Below are 23,312 nucleotides of genomic sequence, written 5' to 3' on the forward strand. Positions count from 1 at the left end.
TTAACGGCCAAGTCATCGATATCGTAGCCGACGTATGTAAGTGTGTCATCAATGATCGAGCTGATGGCGGATTGGGTTGCTACTACACCTTCTAAACCTTTTGACGATGTCATTTAAATCGCTCCTTCTTCAGTCTAATTCATCATTCCAAAAAAAAATGCAGAATGATGTCTCATCTGCGTGTATGAACTTCGGTTTTTATTTCCTTACTTAGCCATTATAATCAACTTTGTAGAATTTGTGAATGGAAACGCTTATAGAAATTAAATTTCCTTTGAAAAATGATAGAAAAACCCGGGATTATCCTACGATAACCCGGGTATTTTTCATCTTTTTATGGATCAATCGATAAATGAATGGCTTATACATCTTCTGGGTCGGGCTAAAAAGCATTGTGAACCCTACTACATCAGAGATAAATCCAGGTGTCAGCAGCAAAACACCGCCCACCAGAATGAATGCCGCATTCAATAATTGATCTCCAGGAGCCTGAAAACTGTTCATACCTTCTTGAATATCTTTTAATGCTTTTACGCCTTGCTTCTTGGCGAGAAAAGCCCCGATTAAACCGGTTGCCACAATAATTGCCATTGTAGCGAAAAACCCGAGCTTGCCTCCTGCCCAAATCAGCAGTGCCAATTCAAGAGACGGTACAATAATTAACGCCAGAAAAATCCACTTCATCATTTTTACCGGCCTCCTACTGTTATAACTTAAGAAAGTAGTACTTTCAGTTCTTTCTTGATTGTCCAGACTTCAGCGCCCAGCTCTTCGGAATGTAAGCCACTCTGGCTGTGCAGCAATATCCGCCGATTCGCCAGATCGTCTTATCCTTGTCAGAGCTGGACAGGCGCTTTTCTGGTTATAGGACACTGGCATGGCCATGGTAAACAATGCCTGATTCAGCATCCATCGTAATATCGTAGCTGTTCTTGATCAGTGAAGTTGCTTCTTTGACACCGACGATGACTGGAATCCCGAGACTCAAGCCGACTACTGCGGCATGGCTGGTCAATCCGCCTTCTTCGGTGATAATTCCAGCGCATTTATTGATGGCCGGCATCATCTCACGGTCTGTGCCGATGGTGACGATGATTTTGCCTTCTACATCGACTGCCAATGCTTCTTCTGCATTTCTGACAACTACCGTTTCACCGAAAGCGACAGTTTTGCCGATTCCCTGGCCTTTTGCAAGGATGTCTCCGATTACGTGCACTTTCATCAGGTTGGTGGTACCCGCTTGGCCAACCGGGACGCCAGCAGTGATGACAACAAGGTCTCCGTGTTTCACATAGCCATGCTTCAAGCTTTCATCCACCGCTTTTTCAAGCAGCTCATCCGTCGACTCCACTGAAGTTCCGACGATTGGTTGAACGCCCCATACTAAAGATAGCTTCCGTGCTGGCCGATCTGAAGAGGTCACCGCAATTATCGGTGCTCCCGGACGATATTTGGAAATCATCTTGGCGGTTGTGCCGCTTTCAGTCGGAGCAATGATGGCTTGAACTTTTAAGTTCAAAGCTGTATAGGCGACAGCTTGGCCAATGGCTTCTGTCATATTCGATTCTTTTTCTTTTCTTCTGGTCGAGACGATCTGCTTGTAGTTCAAAGCAGCTTCCGTGGTTTCCGCGATGCGGTGCATCGTTTCAACCGATTCGATTGGATAGAGGCCGGCTGCCGTTTCACCGGACAGCATGATGGCATCAGTTCCGTCAAAAATCGCGTTGGCGACGTCACTTGCTTCTGCACGTGTCGGACGCGGGTTGCGCTGCATGGAATCGAGCATCTGTGTAGCGGTAATGACCGGTTTCCCGGCGCTATTGCATTTGTCGATCAATGATTTTTGAACCAATGGCACTTCTTCCGCTGGAATTTCCACACCCAAATCTCCACGTGCGACCATTAAGCCATCGGAAACCATGATGATTTCATCAATATTGTCGACGCCTTCCTGATTTTCGATTTTCGGGATGATTTGGATATGCGAGCCGCCGTTCTTTTCAAGCAAGCCCCGAATTTCCATGACATCCGAGCTTCTTCTGACAAATGAAGCAGCTACAAAGTCGACGTTCTGCTCAATGCCGAATAAAATATCCTGTGCGTCTTTTTCAGTGATCCCTGGCAATTGAACCGAAACCCCTGGTACGTTGACGCCTTTTTTAGTTTTCAGTGTTCCAGCGTTTTCAACGATTGTGTGGATAATGCCATTCTCTTTGTCCAGGCTCTCAACACGCAATTCGATCAATCCGTCATCCAATAGAATAATCGATCCCGTATCGACATCTTCGATCAATTGTTCATAAGTGATCGAGAACCGTTCAGCAGTCCCCAATACTTCAGTCATGGAAACTTCGATTTTCTGGCCAGTCACCAATTCAATCGAATCGTTCTCCATTTGATGGGTACGGATTTCCGGACCTTTCGTATCGAGCAGGATACCGACAATCTTATCGGCTTTTTCTGCCGCTTCACGGATGCGCTTGATGCGCAAAGCATGTTCTTCGTGATTGCCGTGTGAAAAGTTTAAACGGGCGACGTTCATCCCTGCTTCGATTAAGCGTTCTAATAGTTCCGGTGATTCACTTGCCGGTCCGATTGTGCAGACAATTTTTGTTTTTCTCAATAGGCTCACTCCATTTACCGTTTTAAATTGATAGTTCTTTGGATAGTGTATATAAACTCATATCAGCATTGTGCTCAGCAGTGAATGCTTCTGTCATACCATAGTCTACCACCTGATGATTCTTCATGCCAATAGCTCGCCCTCCGATACCCTCAAGCAGAACTTCCACCGCTCGAGCACCGAATAAGCTGCCCAGAACACGGTCCCGCGCTGTAGGGGAACCACCGCGCTGGATATGGCCAAGTACTGAAACACGCGTTTCAATATCCGCTTTTTCTTTGATGAGGTCGGCAAGTTCGTTGCCGCCCATGACCCCTTCAGCCACGATGATGATGCTGTGGCGCTTCCCGCGGTTGCGGCCTTTTTGCAGGCGGTCGATTATGTCATCGATATCATAGGCGTCTTCCGGAATCAGAATGGTTTCTGCTCCACCGGCAAGGCCAGCCCATAATGCCAGATCGCCAGCATCCCGTCCCATCACTTCCACAATGAATGTCCGCTCATGACTTGTCGCCGTGTCGCGAATTTTATCGATCGCTTCGATGACTGTATTCAATGCCGTATCAAAACCGATGGTGTAATCAGTCCCCGGAATATCGTTGTCGATGGTTCCTGGAACGCCGACACATGGAAACCCTTTTTCCGTCAAAGCCATCGCTCCGCGGTAAGATCCGTCTCCACCGATGACCACCAGTCCTTCAAGACCTTCTCTTTTCATGTTTTCAATCGCCTTTAATTGGCCTTCGTTGGTGCGGAATTCTTCGCATCGCGCAGAGTAAAGCTTCGTGCCTCCACGCTGGATGATGTCGCCGACATCGCCTGCTTCCAGCGTTTTGATATTGCCTTCGATCAATCCCTGATACCCGGAATAAACGCCAGCCACTTCTACGCCATGAAAAATCCCTTTACGGACAACTGCCCGGACAGCAGCGTTCATGCCCGGTGAATCCCCTCCGCTTGTCAATACTCCAATTTTCTTCATAATACCCCTCCTGCAGTCCATTTACTCTGTTTACCTTACCACGCCAAAGCGCTACTGTCAGTCCTGAATAGACCCTAACTATGTTAAGATTTTGTTGCACACACCAGGGTGGTTTCAATGATTCAGTCCACTCCATTATTTTTTGAAAACAAAAAGAACCGCCGAGGCGGTCCTCCTTCACTCACTGAATACACCGATTGATTTGAATTTCCGGTACCGCTGGTCGATCAGTTCCTGACCGGTCATGCCATTCAATTCCTCGAGAGAGCGTCTGATCGCTTCTGAAATGATGGAAGCCTGTCTTTTTGGATCATGGTGGGCACCGCCGCGAACTTCTGGAATCATGTGTTCGATTATTTTCATCTCCAGCAAATCTGGAGCCGTGATCTTCATTGCTTCCGCCGCTGTTTGGGCAAGAGCCGAATCTTTCCATAGAATAGAAGCTGCTCCTTCAGGAGAGATGACGGAGAATGTCGAATTCTCCAGCATCAAGATCTGATTGCCGACACCCAGCGCCAACGCGCCGCCGCTTCCGCCTTCTCCGATGACGATGGACAGGACAGGAACTTCCAGCCCAGCCATTTCCACAAGATTCCGCGCAATCGCCTCGCTTTGGCCGCGCTCTTCGGCTGCTTTACCCGGGTAGGCGCCTTTTGTATCGATGAGGCAAATGATCGGGCGCTTGAATTTCTCTGCCTGCTTCATTAGCCGCAATGCTTTTCGATAACCTTCGGGATGGGGCATGCCGAAATTCCGTCTGACATTTTCTTTCGTATCCTTGCCGCGCTGATGGCCGATGATCGTGACCGGCTGGCCATGGAAAGAACCGATTCCACTGACGATTGCTGCGTCATCCCCGTAAAGGCGATCTCCGTGCAATTCAATGAAATCATTGAAAATCATTGGAATGTAATCGAGGGTTGTCGGCCGCTCCGGATGGCGGGCTACTTGTACGCGATCCCAAGGCTTCATGTTTTCGTATATTTCTTCTTCAAGTTTGGAGAAGCGATCTTCCAACGACTTGATTTCTGAATTCAAATCCACTTCTGCAGTTGCTGTATATTCTTTCAGCTCTGAAATCTTTGTTCTCAGCTGGATTAGCGGTTCTTCAAAAGGCATCGATTTCTTTCCGTTCTTCTTAGCCATTTGCAACAGCCCCTTTCGTATGGAGATGCACAATCGTCGCTAATGTCTTCTGCATGGAAGCACGATGGACGACGGCATCCAATTGGCCGTGAGCCAGCAGGAATTCCGCTGTCTGAAAGTCTTCCGGTAATTTCTCGCGGACGGTCTGTTCAATGACGCGTCGTCCTGCGAAACCGATCAATGCTTTCGGTTCAGCGATATTGATGTCTCCTACTGATGCGAAACTTGCCGACACCCCACCTGTTGTCGGATGTGTCAGGACCGATACGAAAAGCAGGCCTTCGTTGCTATGGCGCTTGAGGGCTACGCTGGTCTTCGCCATCTGCATCAAAGACAGGACACCTTCTTGCATACGTGCTCCGCCACTTGCTGTAAAAATGATGAACGGCAATTTGCGGTCAGTAGCCGCCTCAATTGCACGTGTAATCTTCTCCCCCACAACTGATCCCATTGACCCCATCCGAAAATGGGAATCCATCACAGCCAGAACGATATCCTGTCCCTGCAATTTACCGGATCCCGTCAAAACAGCTTCGTTCAAACCGGTTTTTTCGCTGTCTGCTTGAACTTTTTCCGTATAGCCAGGAAAACCGAGCGGATTCTCCGATTTTAAATGGTCATCCATCGACTCGAAGCTTCCCTCATCCAGCAGACTGTCTATGCGCTCATAGGCGGTCATCTTGAAATGATGATCACATTTCGGGCAGACTTTATTGTTTTTCTTCAACTCTTTCGTCAAAGTGATTTCCTTGCAGGAAGGACATTTGGTCATCAATCCCTCCGGAACATCTTTGGCAGATTTCGAAGGAATAGTTGCTTCTTTACTGTCTTTATTGCGTTTAAAAATATCACGAATCATTGCCATTGCGTATTCTCTCCTTTTGCAGCCACTCACTCCAAGCCTTGAACCCATGAATGGCTGTATCTGCGTCTTGTCGTTCAATTGCTGCCAATATATCGTTCATACTGCCAATTTCCTCGGATGAAACGGTCCCGTCGTATGGATTTCCACTGTATTGCTTCAGCAAGAACCAGATTTTCAATGATAAACGGTTGCCGGACAATACCATCAGTTCCCGGACAAAGTCTTCCCGCAGAAAACTTTCATCTTCAAGACGAAGCCGCAAACTCTCCCAAACTTTCATTTGGCTGGCTGCTTCGTTTCGGCAGATTGCCTGGATGGCCGCGACCTCATGGAGCAGGCGCGTTTCCCAAACATCCTCATGTGACTGATTGTCCTGTAGAACGAAAGTTGACAGGACTTCAACTAATTTTTGGTTTCTGTGGTCAGACAGGAAAGTTCCTTCGCCTCTGCGGGTTTCAATCAACCCTAATAACTCCAGACTGCGCAGCGCTTCCCGTAAAGTTGAGCGGCCGACTTGCATGGTTTCAGCCAGTTCCCTTTCAGAAGGAATCCGGTCACCCGGCTTGATTTTTTCCTGCCGAATCATATCACGAATGTCCCGTACTATATCCAAATATCGTTTTGATTGATTCATGACGGTTCCTCAGTTCCCATTTTTTTGAAAGTGGTCTGGCCACTCATATCCTATACCTTACAAAAAAAACAGTGCCACGTAAAGAAAAAACTGCTTTTCTTTTAGAAAAGCAGTCAGGTTTCGATATTTTTGCAGATAATAGCTGTTTTTTGGTTGCGATTTTCGACTACTCCCTGGATTTCAAGGATGGCATGCGGCTCCAGAAGAAGGTTATATTTGGCATACTCCACTGGAAACAAAGTAATGGAAGCCGGACCTGTTTCATCCATCAACGTCAGAAAGGCCATCGCGTCCCCTTTCTTCGTCCGGATCCGTTTAATGTCTTCCACCATACCCAGTACCCTCACAGATTCCCGGTCCTTTTTCGTCTTCAGCAGTTTCAGCTCAACGAAGGATTTTTGGCGCTCTTCTTTCTCGCGTTCAATCGGGTGCTTGGACAAATAAAATCCAAAGACCTCTTTTTCGAAATCGAGTTTCAGGCTTTCAGGCAACTCTGCTGCTTTTGTGTATTTCGGTTTCATGAAGGTCGATCCCATATCATCAAACAATCCGGGATCTTCATTCGGCTTGACGAGTTCTGCATGCTTGATGGCACTGTCCAGCGAAGCCAATAAAACTCCCCGGTCATAACCGAAATCATCAAGAGCTCCTGCTTTGATCAGCGGTTCAAACGATTTCCGGTTAAAATGCAAAGCCGAAATCCTCTCGGCAATATTGAACAGGCTGGTGAACGGACCATCTTCCCGGGCAGCCATCAAAGCCTTCACGGTCGTTCCTGGCACGCCTTTCACGGCATTCAGGCCAATCCGGATCTGGCCATCTTCCACTGAAAACGAATGGCGGCTCCTTTGGACAGAAGGCGGCAGCAATGGGATTTTCTTTTCTTTTATTTCCTGCAGCAGCTGTTTGGTCTTTTCGGCATTGCCTGAGCTATTGGTCAAAAGACCTGTATAGAAGTAGACCGGGTAATGGGCCTTCATATAGCTCAACTGATATGAAATGAGGCTGTATGCGACGGCATGGCTTTTCGGAAAGCCATAATCGGCAAAACGGACAATCAAATCATAGACTTCCGACGCCTCCGCTTCAGTGAATCCTTTGGCTTTGGCTCCGCGGGTGAAATGCGCCCGTTCTTCGTCCAAAATCTCACGTTTCTTCTTGCTGACTGCACGGCGCAACAGATCGGCTTCCCCAAGTGAAAAGCCGGCCATCTTCGCAGCAATGTGCATGATCTGCTCCTGATAGACGATGACGCCGTAAGTTTCACTTAAAATCGGCTCGAGAATCGGATGGATATATTTTACAGCTTCCTGTTTGTGTTTCCGTCTTGCGTATAAAGGAATGAATTCCATCGGGCCTGGCCGGAACAGCGCATTGACCGCCACAATGTCGCCAAAGGCAGTCGGTTTGATCTGCTGGAGCGCGCGGCGCATGCCGTCGGACTCCAATTGGAAAACACCGGTCGTATCACCCAAAGCCAATAGCTTATAGGTTTCTGCATCCTGGAGCGGAATGCTGCGGTAGTCGATGCGCTTTTTGGTATCCCAATACACCAGGCCGCGGATCTGCTCCAGGATCGTCAAATTGCGCAACCCCAGGAAATCCATCTTCAGCAGGCCGATCGCTTCAAGTTCCTGCATGGGCCATTGCGTCAAATAAATGCCTTCATGGCCTTTTTCGATCGGTACATGGTCCACTAACGGCGACGGACTTAAAATCACGCCTGCTGCATGGGTCGAGGCATGGCGCGGCAGGCCCTCCAATTTCAAAGCAGTCTTGAACCAGGATTTGCGTTCTTCCCGCTCAATGATCCAATTGTTCAAAGCCGGAGACTCTTTTAAAGCTGAGCGCAGCGTCGTGCCTGGCCGGTTCGGAATCATTTTCGAAATGGCTTCAAGCTCGTCCGCTTCGAAGCCGAAAACACGGGCAGTATCCCGGGCAACGGCTTTGGCTGATAAGGTGCCGAATGTAATGATCTGCGCCGTTCGGACAGCGCCGTATTTTTTCGCCACATAGTCCACAACTTCATGGCGTCTGTAATCGGCAAAATCAATATCGATATCCGGCAATGTAACCCGCTCCGGATTCAGGAACCGTTCAAACAGCAGTCCATGTTCAATCGGGTCTACATCCGTGATCTTCAAAGAGTAGGCAACCAGCGAACTGGCAGAAGATCCACGTCCCGGACCTGTCAGAATATCCCGGTCTCTCGCATACTTCATGAAATCTGCGACAATCAGGAAATAATCGATGAAGCCCATCGTCCCGATTACCGACATTTCATAATCCAGTCGTTCCTGGTAGCTTTGTGAATAGCCTGGAACCCGCTCTTCCAACCCTGATTTGCAGAGTTCTGAAATAAAAATCGCTTTATCGGTTTCTGCCGGCAACGGAAACACCGGAAGCAGTTGGCGGTCCATGGGAATCGTCACCTGGCAGCTCTTCAGCATTTCCGCCGTACGCTCCAGCCATTCCGGTTGATCGGCAAACCAGGTTTCGAACTCCTGGCGGCTTGGGACATACGCATGGGTGTGCTCAGGCTTTTTCCTTTCCGGATCATTCATCTTCAGGCCTTGACCGATTGCGGATGCCACTTCATAGGCAAAGGCATCCTGCTGATGCAGATAACGGCTTTCATGCGATGCGATGATCGGCAGTTCTGCCTGATCACAAAGTTCGGCAAATGCCCGTTCATGTTCAGATGAAATCCCACCAGGCCGCTCTAAACTTCCGAATGCTGCTGAACCGAATAACTCTCTTATGTACCGGAATACAGGACTGCGATCTGTCAGCAGCCATTCGGGTTTGTTTGGGACGACACAAATCAAGCCGTTCCGATAGGCTTTCAGCCATTGTTCCGGTATCGCCTCTTTATCTCTTGTCGAAAGGGCGCTGGAAATCTTCAACAGATTCCCGTAGCCGCTGTTCGACTGAGCATACAAAACCACCGGATACTGCTGTTCTTCAAACTCGATAAATGCCGAAAGGCCGATCACCCCATGGATGCCGGCACGGCGGCACGCTTCCCAAAATGGAAGAATGCCATATAGTTTGGTGTTGACGATTGCGGCTGAAGCGGCTCCCTGCTCTTTCAAATACGGGAAAAGTTCGTCAAGGCGCACCGTGCTTTTCAGCAAATCAGCCGATGTGCTTATATGCGGATAAACCATTGACACTCTACTCCCTCCTTAGTTTGCAGCAGCACAGATTTCAGCGAGACGCTCGATCACCTGGTCAGCTTCCTGCCAGGAATAAGCCGTTGCACCGGAAGCCAACGGATGGCCCCCGCCGCCGAATTCCTTCGCCAATGTATTGATGATCGGGCCTTTTGAACGCAGACGCACACGGATTTCCGTATCTTCTTCTATTAAAATGACCCAGGCTTTCATGCCTTTGACATTGCCGAGCGAACCCACAAGTAAAGAGGTATCCGTCGCGGTAACATCAAATTCCTTCAAAATATCTTTGGTGATTTTGACGTGGGCTGCGCCGTTTTCATCCATTTTAAAATTCTGGTACATATATCCCTGCAAATGCAATAATTTACGGTCCATTTCATACATGCCATTATGCAGCGCATCGCGGTCGAAATCATATTTGATGAGTTCGCCGGCAATCGCAAAGGTTTTTTGCGTAGTGCTTGGGAAGAGGAAACGACCGGTGTCTCCGATAATTCCTGCATACAATAAACGCGCCGCTTTTGCAGATAAGGTCCATCCCTCGTTTTCCCGGCCATATGTATAGAGATCATAGATCAATTCAGAGGCGGAGCTGGCTGTCGTGTCGACGGATACAATATCACCGTAGACATCGTCATTGGGATGGTGGTCGATTTTGATGAGTTTAGCGCCTCTCTTATAACGCTGATCGTCAATTCGCTCGGTATTGGCGGTATCGGTCACAATCACCAATGCTCCTTCAAAGTCCTGATCTGTGACGGTATCAGGAAAATCCAGAAAGTCCATCGTGTAATCATGTGCGCCGGCACCCAAAATACGCTTATCCGGATAATTCTGTTCCAATAGATATTTCAATCCCAACTGGGAGCCATAAGCATCCGGGTCTGGCCGTACATGACGGTGAATAATGATGGTGCTGTATTGCTTAATTGTGTCGACGATTTGACTGTTCATTTCCGAGTTCCTCCATTTATAAGGAAATCCATTCGCAATTTTGCTCAGTTCTCAGTACAATGATAATGAGTTTTGGAATTCAGGAGGTCCTTATGTTAATATTCGTTGTTTTAATCATTGTATCATTTGTCATTTATTTTTATAACAAAACAAAGCAATTCCGGACACGCAGCGTCTTGCCGATCCGAAAGAAATGGTATGCCGCACGTGCGTCCATGGCTCTAGGAAGTTTTGTCACCTTTTTCGGAATCAACCAGCTGTTCGTTTTCCAATCAACAATTACGTACATCGTTTCAGCCATTTTCATCGTACTCGGCTTAGCGTTGGTATACTACAACTACAAAGCAGCAAGGCATTACCACGCATTCCTTGAAGAAGAAGCAGATTTGAACCCTTAAACGCCTTTCTTTACACATAAGAATGCTCAGGCAGGAGCTGGACTCGTTTACCGAGTCCGGCTCCTGCCTTTTTAATGTTATCTATTTGATTCCGCTTGATTCAGATTAACGATCCAATAGTTGGAAAGTCAGCATCGCCTTGCCAACGATTTCGTTTTCCAGGGAAACGTCCACTTCGACTTTTGCGGATTTCCGGCTGATATCCAAAATATTGGGCCTGACGAATACCAGCGCATCCAATTGAACCGGTTTAAGGAAATATATTGCAATATTTTCCAATACACTATCCTTCCGGTTTCTTGTTTTTAAGGCCGCTCCTGCCGCCTCTGTCAGAATCATTGTATATGCGCCATGGGAAATCGATCCATAGGCATTTGTCATTTGAGGCGTGACACGGAATTCCAGGATCAGCTTATCGCTTGCCTGTTGGTGAAGCTGGCTTTTGATGATATCGTCAATCGTTTCCCCCTGTTGCGGCTGCCGTTGTGCGGTTTGTATCGCTTTCAGCACATCCTGCCTGCTGATGACGCCTTTCAGTTTGCCGTGATCATCCGCTACCGGCAATAGATCGATGCCTTCCCAGATCATGCGGTGCCCCGCCGCCGCCACACTTGTTTGCATAGAAACGGTAATCGGATCTTTGGTCATCGCCTTTTCCACCAGCTCAGTGGGAGGATGGCCAATGACATCCCGAGACGTGATGATGCCTACAAGTTTATTGGCTTGATCGACAACAGGGAATCCACCATGCGTCGTTTCTTCATTCAGGTCATGATAGCGGCTGATCGGATCTTTCAGATTCAAATGCGCTGTCACTTCCAATGGAATTAAAATATCTTCAATCAGAAGAATCTCTTTCTTGATCAATTGATCGTATATTGCACGATTGATCATCGTCGCTACTGTAAAAGTATCGTAGCTCGTCGAAATGACCGGCAACTCGAATTCGTCCGCCAGTTTCTTGACCTGTTCGGACGCCTCGAATCCACCCGTCACCAAGACAGCCGCTCCGGCGCGAAGCGCATACTCATGTGCTTTATAGCGGTTGCCGACAATCAGCAGGTTGCCCGCTTCTGTATAGCGCATCATATCTTCCAGCTGCATGGCCCCGATGACGAATTTGTTGAGGGATTTATGCAATCCGGCTCTGCCGCCCAATACCTGGCCATCGACGATATTGACGATTTCCGCATATGTCAGACGCTCGATATTCTCTTTTTTCTTACGTTCAATCCGGATGGTCCCGACACGTTCAATCGTCGACACCAATCGTTTGGTTTCCGCTTCTTTAATCGCCCGGTAAGCAGTACCTTCACTCACCTGCAGATCTTTCGCAATACGCCGCACCGAAATTTTCTCGCCCACAGCCAAAGTCTCAATATAATCCAATATCTGTTCATGTTTAGTCGCCATGATTTCACCCATTCTTTCTACGTTCCTGTACATTATAGTGTAGCATAATTACAAGAAATGTGGAGACGGGCGTTCTGGTCCGACAGGCGTAAGACGCTCTGGCGAAGCGGCGTTTCTTCAGCCGCACAGTCAGAGTGGCTTACGTCCCGAGGAACAGCCCGTCGCAACTGGACAATTAGAAATGTGGAGGTGGCCGTTCAGTTCCGACAGGCATAAGACGAATCGGCGAAGTGGCGCTCTTTGCCACACAGCCGAGTTGACTTATGTCCCGAGGAATTGGCCACCGCAACTGGACAATACGAAAAGTGGAGGTGGCCGATGGAAGGTAACCTAAGACCGCGACTTCCTGTCGCAACGGTTACCTGACCCACTTCCTGTGGGCCTCCGACAGGCAAGAGATGGGTCAAGGTTAGTTGACCCATCTCTTTGCGACGAAGCGCGCAGTGCTGCAGGAGCAGGGGTTTTGGCAAGACACCAAGGTGGCGCTCTTTGCCGCACAGCTGGGTTGGCTTACGTCCCGAGGAACAGCCCGTCGCAACTGGACAATTAGAAATGTGGAGACGGCCGATGGAAGGTAACCTAAGACCGCGACTTCCTGTCGCAACGGTTACCTGACCCACTTCCTGTGGGCCTCCGACAGGCAAGAGGTGGGTCAAGGTTAAGTTGACCCATCTCTTTGCGACGAAGCGCGCAGTGCTGCAGGAGCAGAGGGTTTTGGCGAACCAGCGAAGTGGCGCTCTTTGCCGCACAGCTGGGACGGCTTATGACCAGAAGGGTTGATCGCCGCAACTGGACAACTAGAAATGTGGAGACGCACAATAAAAACTCACTCTAGAAAACACAAAACCCGAAAAGCCTCGGCTCTTCGGGTTTTTGCCTTTTATATTTCGATGCTGCCGCCTGGCTGCAGGATGTTCACTTCTGCACCTTTTATCATTGATTTGAAATGCTCCGGATCCTGCTTGATCGGCGGGAAGGTATTGTAATGGATCGGCACAACCACTTTCGGCTTCAATAATTCCACCGCGTAAGCTGCATCTTCCGGTCCCATTGTGAAAAAATCGCCGATCGGTACAAATGCCACATCGATTTTATTGCGTTCACCGATGATCTGCATATCGCCAAAGACTTCAGTGTCACCGGCATGGTAAATTGTTTTGCCTTCCGCTTTAAAGAGGATTCCGGCTGGCATGCCGCCATATACCACTTCGCCTTCTTCAGTCGTATAGGAAGAACTATGGAAAGCTTTTGTGAACTTCACTACACCAAAATCGAATTCATGGGCACCGCCCAGATTCATACCGGTTGCGTTCAATCCCTGGCTGCCCAGATAATTGGCAAGTTCGACCGGAGCCACTACTTGTGCATTATTGCTCTTTGCCAATTCAACCGTGTCACCGACATGGTCGTTATGTGCATGCGTCAATAGAATGGCAGTAGGCTTTTCATCGGCAACCTTCAAATCTGTCAGTTCATTGCCGTTGATGAACGGATCAATTAGAATGGTGTGTTCTCCAGTTTTGATTTTTACAATTGAATGTCCGTGATACGAGATGTGCATGAAATCCCTCCAATGATTTTTTTAACGATCGATGAAGAAAATGAATTATTCCTTCCTACCTCTATAATAGCAAGCTTGAAGAAATCACTGCAGGCAAAAGTTTGGCTGAATGCAGTTAGAAACATGCTTCCGCTATGGAATGACTGTGTCAGCGCAATTTCCTTTAACCACTGGAAGTGATGAAGCTTACTAATTCAATTCACATAGCTGTTTTATACCCTGATTTTTGATATGCTACACATGTAGAGGAGGAATACATATGACCAAAATCAAGCAATTACAGAATTATTTGAAGGAACAATCGATTGATGCAGCGTTCATCACAGATCCCTTTAACGTCTTTTACGTCAGCGGTTTCCAGAGCAATCCGCATGAGCGCCTGTTGGGTGTCATGGTTTTCGCTGAAGCTGAGCCGTTCCTGATCTGTCCGAAAATGGAAATGCCGGATGCGAAGAATGCAGGATGGACCGGCGAAATCGTCGGCCATGAAGACACACAGGATTCCATGGAAATCTTATACAACACCGCCCAGTCCCGCGGAATTGAATTGAGCACCATGGCAATCGAAAAAGCGCATATGACGGTGGACCGTTACGACGCCATCCTATCATTGTTCAGCTCACTGAAAATTGTCCAGTTGGATGATCAGCTCAATGCGATGCGTGTCATCAAGGACGACTCGGAACTGGAGATTTTGCGTGAAGCGGCGGCATTAGCTGATTACGCCATTGAAGTTGCGGCCAAGACAATCAAAGAAGGCATCACGGAAATTGAAGTGATGACGGAAATCGAATTGGCCTTGAAAAAGCGCGGCGTCACCCATATGTCGTTCGATACGACCGTGTTGACAGGAGACAAAGCTGCCTCACCGCATGGCAAAACCGGAGATCGCAAATTGCAGAATGGCGATTTGGTTTTATTCGACCTCGGAGTTGTCCATAAGGGCTATTGCTCGGACATCACCCGCACATTGGCTCTCGGCGAACCTGGCGAAGAACAGAAAGCCGTCTACGACATCGTCTTACAGTCCGAAATGGCAGCCCTCGAAGCAGTCAAGCCTGGCGTCACAGCAGCTGAACTCGATCAGATTTCACGCAAAGTCATTGCAGACGCAGGATACGGTGAGTACTTCACACATCGCCTGGGCCATGGCCTCGGTATTTCCGTGCATGAATTCCCGTCGATCCACGGAGCCAACCCGATGAAGATGGAAAAAGGCATGGTGTTCACCTTGGAGCCCGGCATTTATGTTCCCGGCAAAGTCGGCGTCCGCATCGAGGATGACGTAGCGGTAACTGAGAACGGCTATGAAGTTTTGACGAAGTTTCCGAAAGAACTTCAGATCATCAACAATTAACAGTGAAAGCGGCCTCGGAAAAAATCCGATGCCGCTTTTTTGTTTATCAGCCTAATATGTCATCGACTGATTTGTATTCCAGTCCCTGATCGACGGCTACTGCCTGATAGGTGATATGGCCACTTAAGGTATTGACTCCTTTTTTCAAAGCTTCGTTGTCAAGGACTGCTTGTGCAAATCCTTTATTGGCAATCTGCACTGCATAAGGCACAGTGACATTCGTCAAACCGATAGTGGATGTCCGCGGAACCGCTCCCGGCATATTCGCTACGGCGTAATGGACAACCCCATGCTTCACGTATGTCGGCTCATCATGTGTCGTGATGCGGTCGCTGGTTTCAAAAATCCCGCCTTGGTCAATCGCGATATCGACTACAACAGAGCCCGGCTTCATGGATTTGATCATATCTTCCGTCACCAACTTCGGTGCTTTAGCTCCGGGTATCAAAACCGCTCCAATGACCAGATCCGCATTCTTTACAGATTCTGCGATATTCAAGGGATTGGACATGAGCGTCTGGACATCCTGCCCGAACTGGTCATCCAATTGGCGCAGCCGATCCGGATTCAAATCCAGAATCGTCACATTGGCACCCATGCCAATTGCCACTTTTGCAGCGTTGGTTCCTGCCACTCCAGCTCCGATAATGGTTACATTTCCGCGTCCCACCCCTGGAATTCCGCCAAGCAGAACCCCTGCTCCGCCGTGTATCTTTTCAAGGAATTGAGCCCCGATCTGCGTCGACATCCGGCCTGCCACTTCGCTCATCGGCGTAAGGAGAGGCAAGGAATTATTAGGCAACTGCACAGTTTCGTATGCGATTCCTGTCACTTTCGCATCCAACAGCGCCTGCGTCAATTCCTTTTCAGGAGCTAAATGCAGATAGGTGAACAGGATCAGCCCTTCCCGGAAGTAACGGTATTCTTCTGCTTCAGGTTCTTTGACCTTCATGACCATTTCCTGCGCCCACGCCTCTTCGGCGGACTCAGCGATTACTGCTCCTGCAGCACTGAAATCTTCATCTGTAAATCCGGAACCCAACCCGGCTCCCGATTGAATAATTACCTCATGTCCATAAAGCTTTAAGTTGACCACTCCAGCTGGAGTCATCGCTATCCGGTTTTCGTTGTTTTTCACTTCTGTCGGTATACCAATTCGCATCTCGAAACCCTCCATTTTGTGTTGGTTGGAATCATGTTCTAGGAATTGAAGTTTTCTGAAATTACTATCATTTTAACAGACTGGAATAGTTTCTGTCCTCATTTCGTACTTTCTTCCTCTTGCCTGTCTAGTTTGAGGGGAGAATAGTCGCCATTAATTAGACAAAAAATTCTCGAAATTAACTTCAATTCAGCAGGAACTTCAAAACTTATAGCGAATGGTTACAGTGAGAGACAAAAGGAGGAATTTAGAATGACATTAAAGTACAGTCAAATTCTTGTTGCAGTAGATGGATCAAAAGAAGCAGAATGGGCATTCAAAAAATCAGTCGGCATTGCCCAACGGAACAACGCAACATTAAACTTGGTGAATGTAATCGATACCCGTTCATTTGCAGCCATCGAAGCTTACGATCGCTCCATTGCTGACCGCGCTCAGAAATTCGCTGAAGATTTATTGGATGAATACAAAAAAGAAGCTATAGCCGGCGGTGTTGAAAAAGTGAACATCGTAGTCGATTACGGTTCTCCAAAAACGATGATTTCAAGAGATTTAGCTCAAAAAGTGGAAGCTGACCTTATCATCTGTGGTGCTACTGGATTGAATGCTGTTGAACGTTTCTTGATCGGCAGTGTTTCCGAGCACATCGTCCGTTCCGCAAAATGTGATGTGTTGGTAGTACGTACTGAAGAAGCTCAGAACGATGCACCAACAGAATATTATTCTGAGGACAAATCAGGTAAACCTGAAAATTTCTAAACCAACTAAACAAAAGCCCTTCACATTTGTGAAAGGCTTTTTTACATATCAGGAAGACTTTACTTTAATGACGATTTTTCCACGTGCATGATGGGATTCACTTAATTCGTGGGCATCTTTCAACCCCTGCTCGGTAAAATCAAAAACATGGCCGATTGAAGGCTTAAATTCACCTGACACATATAGATTAGCCAGTTGCTGCAATTGTTCACCGCTGGGCTCGAGCCAAAAATCACTGGCCGTCACGCCATGCTCTTCGGCCTTTTCAGCAGAAGGCTGACCGGCAATCGAAATCAACTTCCCGCCTTTTTTCAGGACTTTAAAACTTTTTTCCAGAATTTCTCCACCCATGGTATCCAATACCGCATCAAAATCCTCCAGCAATTCGCTGAATTCCTCTTCCCGGTAATTGATGACCCGGTTGGCTCCCAGAGATTTCACCAGTTCATCATTTTTATCGCTCGCCGTGGTTGCTACATAAGCTCCGATGCTGTTGGCAATCTGAATGGCCATACTGCCGACTCCACCTGCTCCGGCGTGGATCAACACTTTGTCGCCTTTTTTCAATTCCGCAAAGTCAACAAGGCATTGATAAGCAGTCAACCCAGTCAGTGGAATTGCTGCGCCTTCTTCATATGACATGCTTTCCGGCATATGGGCAAGCAGGTTTTCTTCAACCGGTACAAATTCAGCATACGTTCCTTGCCGCGTTGTAGCTGGTCTTGTAAAGACCCGATCTCCTACACTGAAATTCTTCACATTGGCGCCGACTTCAACAATGACTCCTGCTGCATCCCATCCTAAAATAATCGGGAATTCCCATGGCAGCATCTCTTTCAAGTAGCCTTCACGCAATTTCCAGTCGATTGGGTTTATGGAAGTCGCGTGGATTTCAACCAGCACCTGATTTTCAGTGATGGTCGGCTTTTCCACTTCCCGTTCTTTCAATTGTTCCTTGCCTCCGTAATTATCGATGACTATCGCTTTCATCTGACATCTCCCCTTCCGTTATTATCAAATATACCCTCATATCCAAATAGTACTCATCAAAAAAACTGGAGATGTCTGGAGAATAAAACAATTTATTCCGTTTCTATTAAGATGGTATTCATTCCGTCTTCAGGATCGCAGCCTTCCAGCACATAAACCAGTTCCGTTTCAGAAGTTAAAACGACGATTGAATTGCATTGTCTAGTTACGACTTCTCCTGAACCGAATTCGTCTTCCCTGGCATCCTCCACTGACTCAATTCCAGTGACGTCGTAAGTAAGGTCCTGATAGATGGGATCGCCTTCTGTTGTGTAGGTGATCACTCTAACCGAATCTTCTTGGCCATTTACCGTATTTTCATAAAACTGGTATAAGCGATCCCCATTTGCCACATCTCCATGTGTGTTTTCGATAATGTCCGCTTCATCAAAGGATTTCCGGTCGCATGCAGTTCCCATCAACAGCAATATCGATACCAGTACTGCCATGATTTTTTTCATCTCCCCACCTCCCGTTGCAGATTAGACGCTTTTGTCGTAGAAAGATTACAGGATGCCTGTTGCTCGGTACCGTAGTTCTTCAGTCTTACGGAAGTCAAGTGCTCTCTTTATCGTCCAATATGTTATCATTAATGCTGTTCGCTAAAAGAGGTTCGCAAACTCCCTCTCTAAAAAACTAAGGAGTGTTACAGATGAAAAATGAAAAAGCAGTTGTCGTCTTCAGTGGCGGCCAAGACAGTACCACTTGCCTGTTTTGGGCAATCAAGAACTTCAAGGAAGTTGCAACCGTTACGTTCGATTATGGCCAGCGCCATTCAGCTGAAATCGAATGTGCCCGGAAAATCGCTGACGAACTTGGCGTTTCCTTCAAAGTATTGGATATGGCTTTGATCAATCAATTATCCGCTAACGCGTTAACGCGCGATGACATCGAAGTCGCAGCAGAAGAAGGCGAATTGCCTTCCACGTTTGTGCCTGGCAGAAATCATCTGTTTCTGTCTTTTGCGGCCGTTTATGCAGATGCCATCGGTTCGCGGCATTTGATCACCGGTGTCAGCCAAACGGATTTCAGCGGCTATCCCGATTGCCGCGACACCTTTATCCGGTCATTGAATGTTACTTTGAACTTGGCGATGGATAAGCAATTCATCATCCACACGCCGTTGATGTGGCTGGACAAGTCCGATGTCTGGGAGCTTTCTGATACCTTAGATGCCCTCGATTTCGTCCAGGAAAAAACCTTGACTTGCTATAATGGCATTCCGAGTACTGGATGCGGTGAATGTCCCGCCTGCATCTTACGCAATGAAGGACTAGCCCGCTACCAAACGAAAAAAATGGCAGGTGCTGTTAAGTGATGCAGCAATTTTATCCACAAGCCAGCCATGATTACCAATTCGAGCTCAATAAAGACCTGCATTTTTCTGCAGCTCACTACATTCCAAGCGAGGATGCCGGAAAATGTCGGATGATGCATGGCCACACCTACCATCTCAACATCACCATTGCCGGAAATGAGCTCGATGCGACCGGATTCCTGATTGATTTTAAATTAGTGAAAGAATTGATCCATAAGAAATACGACCATAGCGTCTTGAACGACCATCCGGAGTTCAGGACTAAATTTCCAACCACGGAACTCCTTGCCCAACAGGTTTGGCTGTCGATCCAAGACGTATTGAAATCGAGAAGCAACCAACCGAATTGCCTGCAGGTCATCGTCCGCGAAACACCGACAAGCTATGTGGTCTACCGTCCGCGCAAGGGGGACTTGTGATGAAAATTCCCGTAATGGAAATCTTCGGTCCCACTATTCAAGGAGAAGGCATGGTCATGGGCCAAAAAACCATGTTCGTGCGCACTGCCGGATGCGATTATTCCTGTTCTTGGTGTGATTCGAAATTCACCTGGGATGGTACAGGCACGAGCATCTCCAAACAGCCCGCAGAAATTGTCGAGGAATTGAGCCAAATCGGCGGTGAGGCGTTTTCCCACGTCACCATCTCTGGGGGCAATCCTGCTCTCCATAAAGGCATCGGTGAATTGGTCAGGCTTTGCCACGAGCAGGGCTGGAAAGTTGCTGTTGAAACACAAGCGTCCATCTGGCAGGATTGGCTGATCGACATCGACGACATCACCTTGTCGCCGAAGCCGCCCAGCTCTGGCATGAAGACGGATTTCTCGAAGCTTGATTTCTATATGGAAAATCTGCAAAATGCCAATGTCAGCCTGAAAGTCGTCGTTTTCGACCAGAATGATTTCGCCTATGCAGAAAGTCTCCATCAACGTTATCCAGCTGTCCCATTCTTCCTGCAGACCGGCAATGACGACACCTCCACTACGGATGACGCGCAATTAGTAACTGATTTGCTGCAGCGGTATGAACAATTGATCGAGTACCATGTGCGCTCGCCGATTATGAACGATGCGAAGGTGTTGCCGCAATTGCACACCCTCGTTTGGGGCAATAAACGCGGCGTTTGAGCCAATAGTCGATCGCTTCTTCTTTCACCTGATGAAAGAAGAACTATACATCCACGTTTTCAAATTGAGCCAATTAAGATAAATGGAAAGACCCCATCCAAACTTTTCACTAAGTTTTGGTGGGGTCTTTTCATGCTACGCTTTTTTGACGAATTCAGACTTCAGCTTCATTGCGCCAAAGCCATCAATCTTGCAGTCGATGTTATGGTCGCCTTCAACCAGGCGAATGCTTTTCACTTTCGTGCCGATCTTCAATGTCGAGGAACTGCCTTTGACTTTCAAGTCTTTGATGACAGTGACGGCATCTCCATCCTTCAAAGGCGTGCCATTTGCATCTTTGACAAGCTGTTCTTCTTCAATATTTTCCTTGTCAGCAATCAGGCTCCACTCATGGGCACATTCCGGACACACCAGCAAACTGCCATCTTCATAAGTATATTCAGAATTGCACTCAGGACAATTCGGTAAATTTTCCATCTGTTTTTCCTCCAGCAGATCTTATGCTCTATTGAGCAATCGGCAGACCGGTCTTTTTTTCCAGTATACCAGATTCAGCTGTTGTCCGGCAGTCATTATTTCACGACCAGTACCGGGCAACGGACCTGATTGACGACTTTATGGCTGACACTGCCCAACACCATTTCAGATATTGGATTCAGTCCTCTGCTGCCGATGATCACCAAATCAAAATCCCCGTCATTCGCCACTTCTATGATGACCGGCGCCGGCCGGCCGTGCATAACCTTCGTTTCGTAAAAGACTTTTTCGCGGTCTAAAGCTTCTCTGACGGGTTGGGTTTTTTTCTTCCGGGATAATTCAAATTCTATCGAGCCCCCGTCATGAAATTTTTCATTGCTGTCTTCATCGAAATCGGAAACGTAAAGAACGGTCACTTCCACGCCTTTTATCAAAGACGCCAGTTGTGCGGCTTGTTTGCCGGCCCGCATCGAATTCTCTGAACCGTCTACGGCCACTAAAATATTTCGATACATATGATCCACTCCTTCGACTATTTTTTCGCTCCATGGCGAAAAGTCTTCCATACTTATACTATTCGACTTTTCTGTCAAATCCCCTTTATCTAAATAAATTGAACTATTGATCTTTCCCTCCCAAAGTTGGAAGACCAAATCTTTGTGGTTCAACCAAGGAAGAAAGGATGAGCAATAAATATTTTCACACAAATAAAAGCAGGTGATCATGAGCATCACCTGCTTTTATTTGTAGTTTTATTTTGCTTGCTTATAAGTCAAAGTTTTACCGGTAAATCCAAACAACACCGTCAATAATGGAGACAAAAGACAAAAGAATGCGAATGGCAGATAGTCGAGCGTCGAAACGCCGATGACTCCTGTGATGAAAATTCCGCACACACTCCAGGGAACAAGCGGATTGACCACGGTACCGGCGTCTTCCATGACACGGCTTAAGTTTTTACCGGCCAGACCCACTTTGTCATAAGGTTCTTTAAATGCCTGCCCTGTCAGCAGAATCGACAGGTATTGCTCACCGATCAGAATATTGATGCCGATTGCCGTCAAAGCAGAGGCAGCGATGACAGATGATACTTTTTTCAGCAAACTTTCCACTTTAGCCAGCAAACATTGGACGATTCCCAGCGTAAACAGCAGTCCGCCCATGCTGAGCGCCAGCAGCACTAAAGCTACGGTGAACATCATACTTTCCATTCCGCCACGGGACAGTAGTGAATCAATTTCTGCTATACCGGTGGTTGATGCGTATCCACTGAACAGAACCGTAAAAAGTTCAGAAGCTGTAGAAGTCTGATGAAAAAAAGAAATAAGGATTGCCGACACCGAGCTCAAGGCCAGCGTCATCAAAGCCGGTATTTTCATAAGTGTCAAGAAGATCAGCACAACAAGCGGAATAATCGTATACCAATGAATCATCCCAGTGGCCAACAGCCCTTCCTTAAAGATGGCTACGTCTTGAACACTTGCACCTTCAGTTTCAGGTGACAGAAAAGCAAACAAGATCAAAGTGATCACAAAAGCGGGAATCGTCGTCCACCCCATATTACGGATATGTTCGAACAGGTCCACTCCGACAATCGTCGAAGATAAATTTGTTGTATCCGACAACGGCGACATTTTATCTCCAAAGAAAGCACCGGAAACAATCGCACCTGCCGTGATGGCAAGCGATAGATCCATCGCTGTCGCCATGCCGATAAAGGCTACACCAATCGTTGCGACAGTCGTCAGGGAACTGCCGATGGACAAACCGATCAATGAGGTCACGATGAAGACGATGGCATAGAAGAAGGTCATGGAAATCAGTGTGAATCCTGTAAAGATCAACGTTGGAATAGTACCGCTGATCATCCAGCTGCTGATCAGGATTCCGATAAAGAAAAACAGGAAAACAGCGCTCATACCTGCTCCTGCTCCTTCCACCAGTCCTTTTTCCAGCGTACGGTACGAGACTTTTTTCGATAAGCCATAGCCGAACAGCAGCAGAATCGAAATCAGGATGGGGATATGTGGAACCGATTCATACTTGATGATGCTGACACTGATCATTAGAAAGATAATGCCAGTTAGAAGGATGGCTTCTGAAAACCTAGGCGTGATGACTGATTTGATGTTGTGCATGACAATCTCTCCTTTTCTATCTATAAAAGTTGAACTAATAATTTGTAGAAGAAACAATTCTGTTATGAATATTCCACAAACCAGCTCCGCTTTCCTACGGGCTTGCGCCGAACTAACTCGGGCTAAACGCCCGAGTGGATTTCTTGTATGTCGTTGCACTGCTCCCGCGGGAGTCTCCGCTGGTTTGCTCC

General features: G+C 47.5%; 22 protein-coding genes and 1 riboswitch. Of the genes, 6 read left to right on the forward strand and 16 right to left on the reverse strand.

Annotated features, from left to right (window positions below; all coding sequences use genetic code 11):
- Positions 1 to 300: 300 nt before the first annotated feature.
- The 8 genes from Q0785_RS17295 to Q0785_RS17330 form a co-directional block, all read right to left on the reverse strand.
- Positions 301 to 687 (reverse strand): FxsA family protein, encoded by a 387-nt coding sequence (locus Q0785_RS17295; protein WP_298832874.1) that lies wholly within the window; start codon positions 685 to 687, stop codon positions 301 to 303.
- Positions 688 to 862: 175 nt separating this feature from the next.
- Positions 863 to 2,623 carry a pyruvate kinase gene (pyk, locus tag Q0785_RS17300; protein ID WP_223642327.1) on the reverse strand — a complete coding sequence of 587 codons (1,761 nt, stop codon included), beginning with the start codon at positions 2,621 to 2,623 and terminating at the stop codon, positions 863 to 865.
- A 22-nt stretch (positions 2,624 to 2,645) separates the two neighbouring features.
- Complete coding sequence (gene pfkA, locus Q0785_RS17305; RefSeq protein ID WP_298832881.1) at positions 2,646 to 3,605, reverse strand: 6-phosphofructokinase; 960 nt, start codon at positions 3,603 to 3,605, stop codon at positions 2,646 to 2,648.
- A gap of 177 nt (positions 3,606 to 3,782) precedes the next feature.
- Positions 3,783 to 4,751 carry an acetyl-CoA carboxylase carboxyl transferase subunit alpha gene (gene accA / locus Q0785_RS17310; protein ID WP_298832884.1) on the reverse strand — a complete coding sequence of 323 codons (969 nt, stop codon included), beginning with the start codon at positions 4,749 to 4,751 and terminating at the stop codon, positions 3,783 to 3,785.
- Positions 4,744 to 5,616, reverse strand: coding sequence for an acetyl-CoA carboxylase, carboxyltransferase subunit beta (gene accD / locus Q0785_RS17315; RefSeq protein ID WP_223642314.1), 873 nt, complete (start codon positions 5,614 to 5,616; stop codon positions 4,744 to 4,746). Before accD ends, accA begins: the two co-directional genes overlap by 8 nt.
- Positions 5,600 to 6,250: a GntR family transcriptional regulator gene (locus Q0785_RS17320; protein ID WP_223642312.1), complete on the reverse strand. Its 651-nt coding sequence runs from the start codon at positions 6,248 to 6,250 to the stop codon at positions 5,600 to 5,602. Before Q0785_RS17320 ends, accD begins: the two co-directional genes overlap by 17 nt.
- Positions 6,251 to 6,363: 113 nt before the next feature.
- Positions 6,364 to 9,426, reverse strand: a complete 3,063-nt coding sequence (dnaE, locus tag Q0785_RS17325) for a DNA polymerase III subunit alpha (protein ID WP_298832895.1) — start codon at positions 9,424 to 9,426, stop codon at positions 6,364 to 6,366.
- Positions 9,427 to 9,438: 12 nt separating this feature from the next.
- On the reverse strand, positions 9,439 to 10,383 hold the full coding sequence (locus Q0785_RS17330; protein WP_298832898.1) for a bifunctional oligoribonuclease/PAP phosphatase NrnA: 945 nt from the start codon (positions 10,381 to 10,383) through the stop codon (positions 9,439 to 9,441).
- Between the two features lie 92 nt (positions 10,384 to 10,475).
- Between Q0785_RS17330 and Q0785_RS17335 the strand changes: the two genes are divergently transcribed.
- Entirely contained in the window at positions 10,476 to 10,781 is a 306-nt protein-coding gene (locus tag Q0785_RS17335) for a YtpI family protein (protein ID WP_298832900.1), read from the forward strand.
- Between the two features lie 105 nt (positions 10,782 to 10,886).
- Here the strand turns inward: Q0785_RS17335 and Q0785_RS17340 are convergent, their stop codons facing one another.
- Positions 10,887 to 12,194 carry a DRTGG domain-containing protein gene (locus Q0785_RS17340; RefSeq protein ID WP_298832903.1) on the reverse strand — a complete coding sequence of 436 codons (1,308 nt, stop codon included), beginning with the start codon at positions 12,192 to 12,194 and terminating at the stop codon, positions 10,887 to 10,889.
- Positions 12,195 to 13,074: 880 nt separating this feature from the next.
- Positions 13,075 to 13,755 carry a metal-dependent hydrolase gene (locus Q0785_RS17345; protein WP_298832905.1) on the reverse strand — a complete coding sequence of 227 codons (681 nt, stop codon included), beginning with the start codon at positions 13,753 to 13,755 and terminating at the stop codon, positions 13,075 to 13,077.
- A 259-nt stretch (positions 13,756 to 14,014) separates the two neighbouring features.
- Here Q0785_RS17345 and Q0785_RS17350 point away from each other — a divergent pair, with 259 nt between their 5' ends.
- A complete protein-coding gene (locus Q0785_RS17350; protein WP_298832908.1) occupies positions 14,015 to 15,112 on the forward strand; it encodes a Xaa-Pro peptidase family protein in 1,098 nt (365 codons plus the stop codon).
- A gap of 46 nt (positions 15,113 to 15,158) precedes the next feature.
- On the opposite strand, the gene ald is transcribed toward Q0785_RS17350, so the two are convergent.
- Positions 15,159 to 16,274, reverse strand: a complete 1,116-nt coding sequence (gene ald, locus Q0785_RS17355; protein WP_298832911.1) for an alanine dehydrogenase — start codon at positions 16,272 to 16,274, stop codon at positions 15,159 to 15,161.
- A 252-nt stretch (positions 16,275 to 16,526) separates the two neighbouring features.
- Between ald and Q0785_RS17360 the strand changes: the two genes are divergently transcribed.
- Entirely contained in the window at positions 16,527 to 17,033 is a 507-nt protein-coding gene (locus Q0785_RS17360; protein WP_298832914.1) for a universal stress protein, read from the forward strand.
- A gap of 48 nt (positions 17,034 to 17,081) precedes the next feature.
- Here the strand turns inward: Q0785_RS17360 and Q0785_RS17365 are convergent, their stop codons facing one another.
- Together Q0785_RS17365 and Q0785_RS17370 are read right to left on the reverse strand one after the other, a co-directional pair.
- Positions 17,082 to 18,023 (reverse strand): NADP-dependent oxidoreductase, encoded by a 942-nt coding sequence (locus Q0785_RS17365; RefSeq protein ID WP_298832917.1) that lies wholly within the window; start codon positions 18,021 to 18,023, stop codon positions 17,082 to 17,084.
- Positions 18,024 to 18,115: 92 nt separating this feature from the next.
- Positions 18,116 to 18,523 (reverse strand): DUF4362 domain-containing protein, encoded by a 408-nt coding sequence (locus Q0785_RS17370; RefSeq protein ID WP_298832921.1) that lies wholly within the window; start codon positions 18,521 to 18,523, stop codon positions 18,116 to 18,118.
- Positions 18,524 to 18,664: 141 nt separating this feature from the next.
- Positions 18,665 to 18,708: riboswitch (PreQ1 riboswitch) on the forward strand.
- A 6-nt stretch (positions 18,709 to 18,714) separates the two neighbouring features.
- On the opposite strand from Q0785_RS17370, the gene queC reads away from it, so the two are divergent.
- Genes queC through queE form a run of 3 tightly spaced genes read left to right on the forward strand, consistent with a single transcriptional unit; the run spans position 18,715 to position 20,506 of the window.
- On the forward strand, positions 18,715 to 19,380 hold the full coding sequence (gene queC, locus Q0785_RS17375) for a 7-cyano-7-deazaguanine synthase QueC (RefSeq protein ID WP_298832924.1): 666 nt from the start codon (positions 18,715 to 18,717) through the stop codon (positions 19,378 to 19,380).
- Complete coding sequence (gene queD, locus Q0785_RS17380) at positions 19,377 to 19,799, forward strand: 6-carboxytetrahydropterin synthase QueD (protein WP_298832928.1); 423 nt, start codon at positions 19,377 to 19,379, stop codon at positions 19,797 to 19,799. Before queC ends, queD begins: the two co-directional genes overlap by 4 nt.
- The gene (gene queE, locus Q0785_RS17385; RefSeq protein ID WP_298832931.1) at positions 19,796 to 20,506 is read left to right on the forward strand and encodes a 7-carboxy-7-deazaguanine synthase QueE; all 711 of its coding nucleotides are present in this window, start codon (positions 19,796 to 19,798) and stop codon (positions 20,504 to 20,506) included. The genes queD and queE overlap by 4 nt, the downstream gene beginning before the upstream one ends.
- Before the next feature lie 135 nt (positions 20,507 to 20,641).
- Here queE and Q0785_RS17390 read toward each other — a convergent pair whose 3' ends face one another.
- From Q0785_RS17390 to nhaC, 3 genes are all read right to left on the reverse strand, one after another.
- A complete protein-coding gene (locus Q0785_RS17390) occupies positions 20,642 to 20,983 on the reverse strand; it encodes a zinc ribbon domain-containing protein YjdM (protein WP_298832934.1) in 342 nt (113 codons plus the stop codon).
- A gap of 95 nt (positions 20,984 to 21,078) precedes the next feature.
- Positions 21,079 to 21,498, reverse strand: coding sequence for a universal stress protein (locus Q0785_RS17395; RefSeq protein ID WP_298832937.1), 420 nt, complete (start codon positions 21,496 to 21,498; stop codon positions 21,079 to 21,081).
- 237 nt (positions 21,499 to 21,735) lie between these two features.
- A complete protein-coding gene (gene nhaC / locus Q0785_RS17400) occupies positions 21,736 to 23,121 on the reverse strand; it encodes a Na+/H+ antiporter NhaC (protein ID WP_298832939.1) in 1,386 nt (461 codons plus the stop codon).
- Positions 23,122 to 23,312: the final 191 nt, after the last annotated feature.

The sequence above is a fragment of the uncultured Planococcus sp. genome (assembly GCF_947501725.1).
Taxonomy (GTDB): Bacteria; Bacillota; Bacilli; order Bacillales_A; family Planococcaceae; genus Planococcus; species Planococcus donghaensis_C.

Coding starts and splice junctions, on each gene's coding strand:
- Q0785_RS17295 (WP_298832874.1), bottom strand. CDS start 687: ATGATGAAGTGGATTTTTCTGGCGTTAATTATTGTACCGTCTCTTGAA.
- pfkA (WP_298832881.1), bottom strand. CDS start 3,605: ATGAAGAAAATTGGAGTATTGACAAGCGGAGGGGATTCACCGGGCATG.
- accA (WP_298832884.1), bottom strand. CDS start 4,751: ATGGCTAAGAAGAACGGAAAGAAATCGATGCCTTTTGAAGAACCGCTA.
- accD (WP_223642314.1), bottom strand. CDS start 5,616: ATGGCAATGATTCGTGATATTTTTAAACGCAATAAAGACAGTAAAGAA.
- Q0785_RS17320 (WP_223642312.1), bottom strand. CDS start 6,250: ATGAATCAATCAAAACGATATTTGGATATAGTACGGGACATTCGTGAT.
- Q0785_RS17330 (WP_298832898.1), bottom strand. CDS start 10,383: ATGAACAGTCAAATCGTCGACACAATTAAGCAATACAGCACCATCATT.
- Q0785_RS17335 (WP_298832900.1), top strand. CDS start 10,476: ATGTTAATATTCGTTGTTTTAATCATTGTATCATTTGTCATTTATTTT.
- Q0785_RS17340 (WP_298832903.1), bottom strand. CDS start 12,194: ATGGCGACTAAACATGAACAGATATTGGATTATATTGAGACTTTGGCT.
- Q0785_RS17345 (WP_298832905.1), bottom strand. CDS start 13,755: ATGCACATCTCGTATCACGGACATTCAATTGTAAAAATCAAAACTGGA.
- Q0785_RS17350 (WP_298832908.1), top strand. CDS start 14,015: ATGACCAAAATCAAGCAATTACAGAATTATTTGAAGGAACAATCGATT.
- ald (WP_298832911.1), bottom strand. CDS start 16,274: ATGCGAATTGGTATACCGACAGAAGTGAAAAACAACGAAAACCGGATA.
- Q0785_RS17360 (WP_298832914.1), top strand. CDS start 16,527: ATGACATTAAAGTACAGTCAAATTCTTGTTGCAGTAGATGGATCAAAA.
- Q0785_RS17365 (WP_298832917.1), bottom strand. CDS start 18,023: ATGAAAGCGATAGTCATCGATAATTACGGAGGCAAGGAACAATTGAAA.
- Q0785_RS17370 (WP_298832921.1), bottom strand. CDS start 18,523: ATGAAAAAAATCATGGCAGTACTGGTATCGATATTGCTGTTGATGGGA.
- queC (WP_298832924.1), top strand. CDS start 18,715: ATGAAAAATGAAAAAGCAGTTGTCGTCTTCAGTGGCGGCCAAGACAGT.
- Q0785_RS17390 (WP_298832934.1), bottom strand. CDS start 20,983: ATGGAAAATTTACCGAATTGTCCTGAGTGCAATTCTGAATATACTTAT.
- Q0785_RS17395 (WP_298832937.1), bottom strand. CDS start 21,498: ATGTATCGAAATATTTTAGTGGCCGTAGACGGTTCAGAGAATTCGATG.
- nhaC (WP_298832939.1), bottom strand. CDS start 23,121: ATGCACAACATCAAATCAGTCATCACGCCTAGGTTTTCAGAAGCCATC.